The sequence below is a fragment of the Paraconexibacter sp. genome (genome assembly GCF_041602235.1).
Taxonomy (GTDB): domain Bacteria; phylum Actinomycetota; class Thermoleophilia; order Solirubrobacterales; family Solirubrobacteraceae; genus Paraconexibacter.
In genome coordinates, this window is sequence record NZ_JBFIGP010000450.1 from 1 (window position 1) to 1982 (window position 1982).

Annotated in this window: 3 protein-coding genes; all 3 read left to right on the plus strand. The window is 72.5% G+C overall.

What is annotated here, in order from left to right:
- Positions 1 to 843 (plus strand): cation:proton antiporter (locus ABYE80_RS20280; RefSeq protein WP_372792177.1); only part of this gene is annotated, 843 nt, incomplete at its 5' end.
- A gap of 26 nt (positions 844 to 869) precedes the next feature.
- A complete protein-coding gene (locus ABYE80_RS20285) occupies positions 870 to 1655 on the plus strand; it encodes a formate/nitrite transporter family protein (protein WP_372792179.1) in 786 nt (261 codons plus the stop codon).
- Positions 1656 to 1698: 43 nt separating this feature from the next.
- Positions 1699 to 1982: phosphotransferase (locus tag ABYE80_RS20290; RefSeq protein WP_372792181.1), on the plus strand; the 284-nt coding region annotated here is incomplete at its 3' end.

Consider the following 1982-nt stretch of genomic DNA (forward strand, 5'->3'; position numbering starts at 1 on the left):
ATGGGGCTGGACTGGGGCGCGAGCGTCGCGCTCGTGGGCGTGACCTGGATCTCGTCCTCCGGGATCGTGTCCCGCACCATCGACGACCTGGGCAGGCTCGGCAACCGCGAGACCCCGAGCATCCTCTCCATCCTCGTCATCGAGGACCTCGCCATGGCGGCGTACCTGCCCCTGCTCACCGTCGTCCTCGTGGGCGGCGGCCTGGTGGCCGTCGGCCTCTCGCTGACGTTGGCGGCGGCCGTCCTGGCGGGCGTCTTCCTCGTGGCGCTGCGCGGCTCCCATCACACGAACCGGATCCTCGACACCGAGCAGGCGGAGGCGCTCCTGCTGACCGTGCTCGGCCTGACGCTGCTCGTGGCCGGCCTGGCGGAGAAGGCCAACGTCTCCTCGGCCGTCGGCGCGTTCCTCGTCGGCATCGCGCTGTCGGGCACCGTCGCCGACCGCAGCCGGACGGCCCTGGCTCCCGTACGCGACCTCTTCGCGGCCGGCTTCTTCGTCTTCTTCGGGCTGCAGATCGACGTGTCGGGTCTCGGCGGGGTCCTGCCGTGGATCGTGCTGCTGGTCGCACTCGGGGTCGCCGGCAAGCTCGTCACCGGCTGGGATGCCGCCCGCCGCTCCGGTGTCGGCATCCCCGGCCGCGTCCGCGCCGGGACGGTCCTCATCGCCCGCGGCGAGTTCTCGATCGTGATCGCTTCGCTCGCGGTGGCCGCCGGCGTCGACGAGCGCATGGGACCGCTCGCCGCGGGGTACGTCCTGGCCACCGCGCTGATCGGCTCCACGCTCACGCGGTTCCCCGGGCCGCTCGTGAAGCGGGTGCCGCAGCGGTGGGCCACCGGGACCTGACCGACCACCGCAACCCAGGACGAGCAATGGACGACGCCACCGAGAAGCGCCCGCAGGCGCAGGACATCTACGACCGCGTCGTCACGGCGGCCGCCGACGAGCTGGAGCGGCCGTGGTCGGCACTGGCGATCTCGGCCGTGTTCGCGGGCCTCACGATCGGCATCGGACCACTCGGCGTGGCCTCGATCGAGTCGCTGATCGGCCATTCCGACGCCGACCATGCGATCGCGGTGCTCGCCTACCCGATCGGGTTCATCGCCGTCATCCTGGGCCGCGCGCAGCTGTTCACCGAGAACACGCTGTACCCGGTCGTCCTGAGCCTGGAGGACCGCTCGAAGCTCCGGCCGACCGCGAAGCTGTGGGCGATCGTCCTCACCGCGAACCTCGTGGGCGCGGTCCTGTTCGCGCTCCTCGCCACGCAGTCGGCGGCGCCCGACCCCGAGATCGCGGAGCGGCTGCGCGCGCTCGGCGAGGAGGCGACGGCCGGGGGCTTCGCGATGAACTTCTGGAGCGCGGTGATCGCCGGCTGGCTGATCGCGCTGGTCGCCTGGCTGGTGGAGGCCAGCGACGCGACGATTGGCCGGGTCGCGGTCATCTTCGCGCTGACCTACGTCGTCGGCGTCGGCTCCTTCGACCACATCATCGCCTCCGCGGGCGAGGCGCTGGCCGCCCTGTTCCACGGCCAGATCGACGCCGGGCGGTTCTTCGAGTGGCTCGCGGCGGTCGGCCTGGGCAACGCGGCGGGCGGCGTGCTGATCGTGAGCCTCCTGAACTACGGCCAGGTCCGCTCCGGGAAGGACGAGGCGCGGTGACGCGGTGAGCGTCGAGATCGATGCGGGTGCGGTCGCCCGCTGGATGGACGGCCGGGGCCTCGGGCACGGCCCGCTCGGGGACCTCGAGCCGATCCCCGGCGGAACCCAGAACATCATGGTCCGGTTCTCGCGTGCCGGGTGCGAGTACGTCCTGCGGCGCGGTCCGGCCCACCTGCGCCCGCGCAGCAACACGTCGATCCTGCGCGAGACCACGGTGCTCGCGGCGCTGGCCGGCACGCCCGTCCCCCACGCGCGGCTGATCGACGTGTGCGAGGACCCGTCCGTGCTCGACGGCGCGGTCTTCTATCTCATGGAGCCGCTCGACGG

Bases quoted from the DNA above. Each gene is read 5' to 3' on its own strand.
- ABYE80_RS20285 (WP_372792179.1), top strand. From the start codon at position 870: ATGGACGACGCCACCGAGAAGCGCCCGCAGGCGCAGGACATCTACGAC.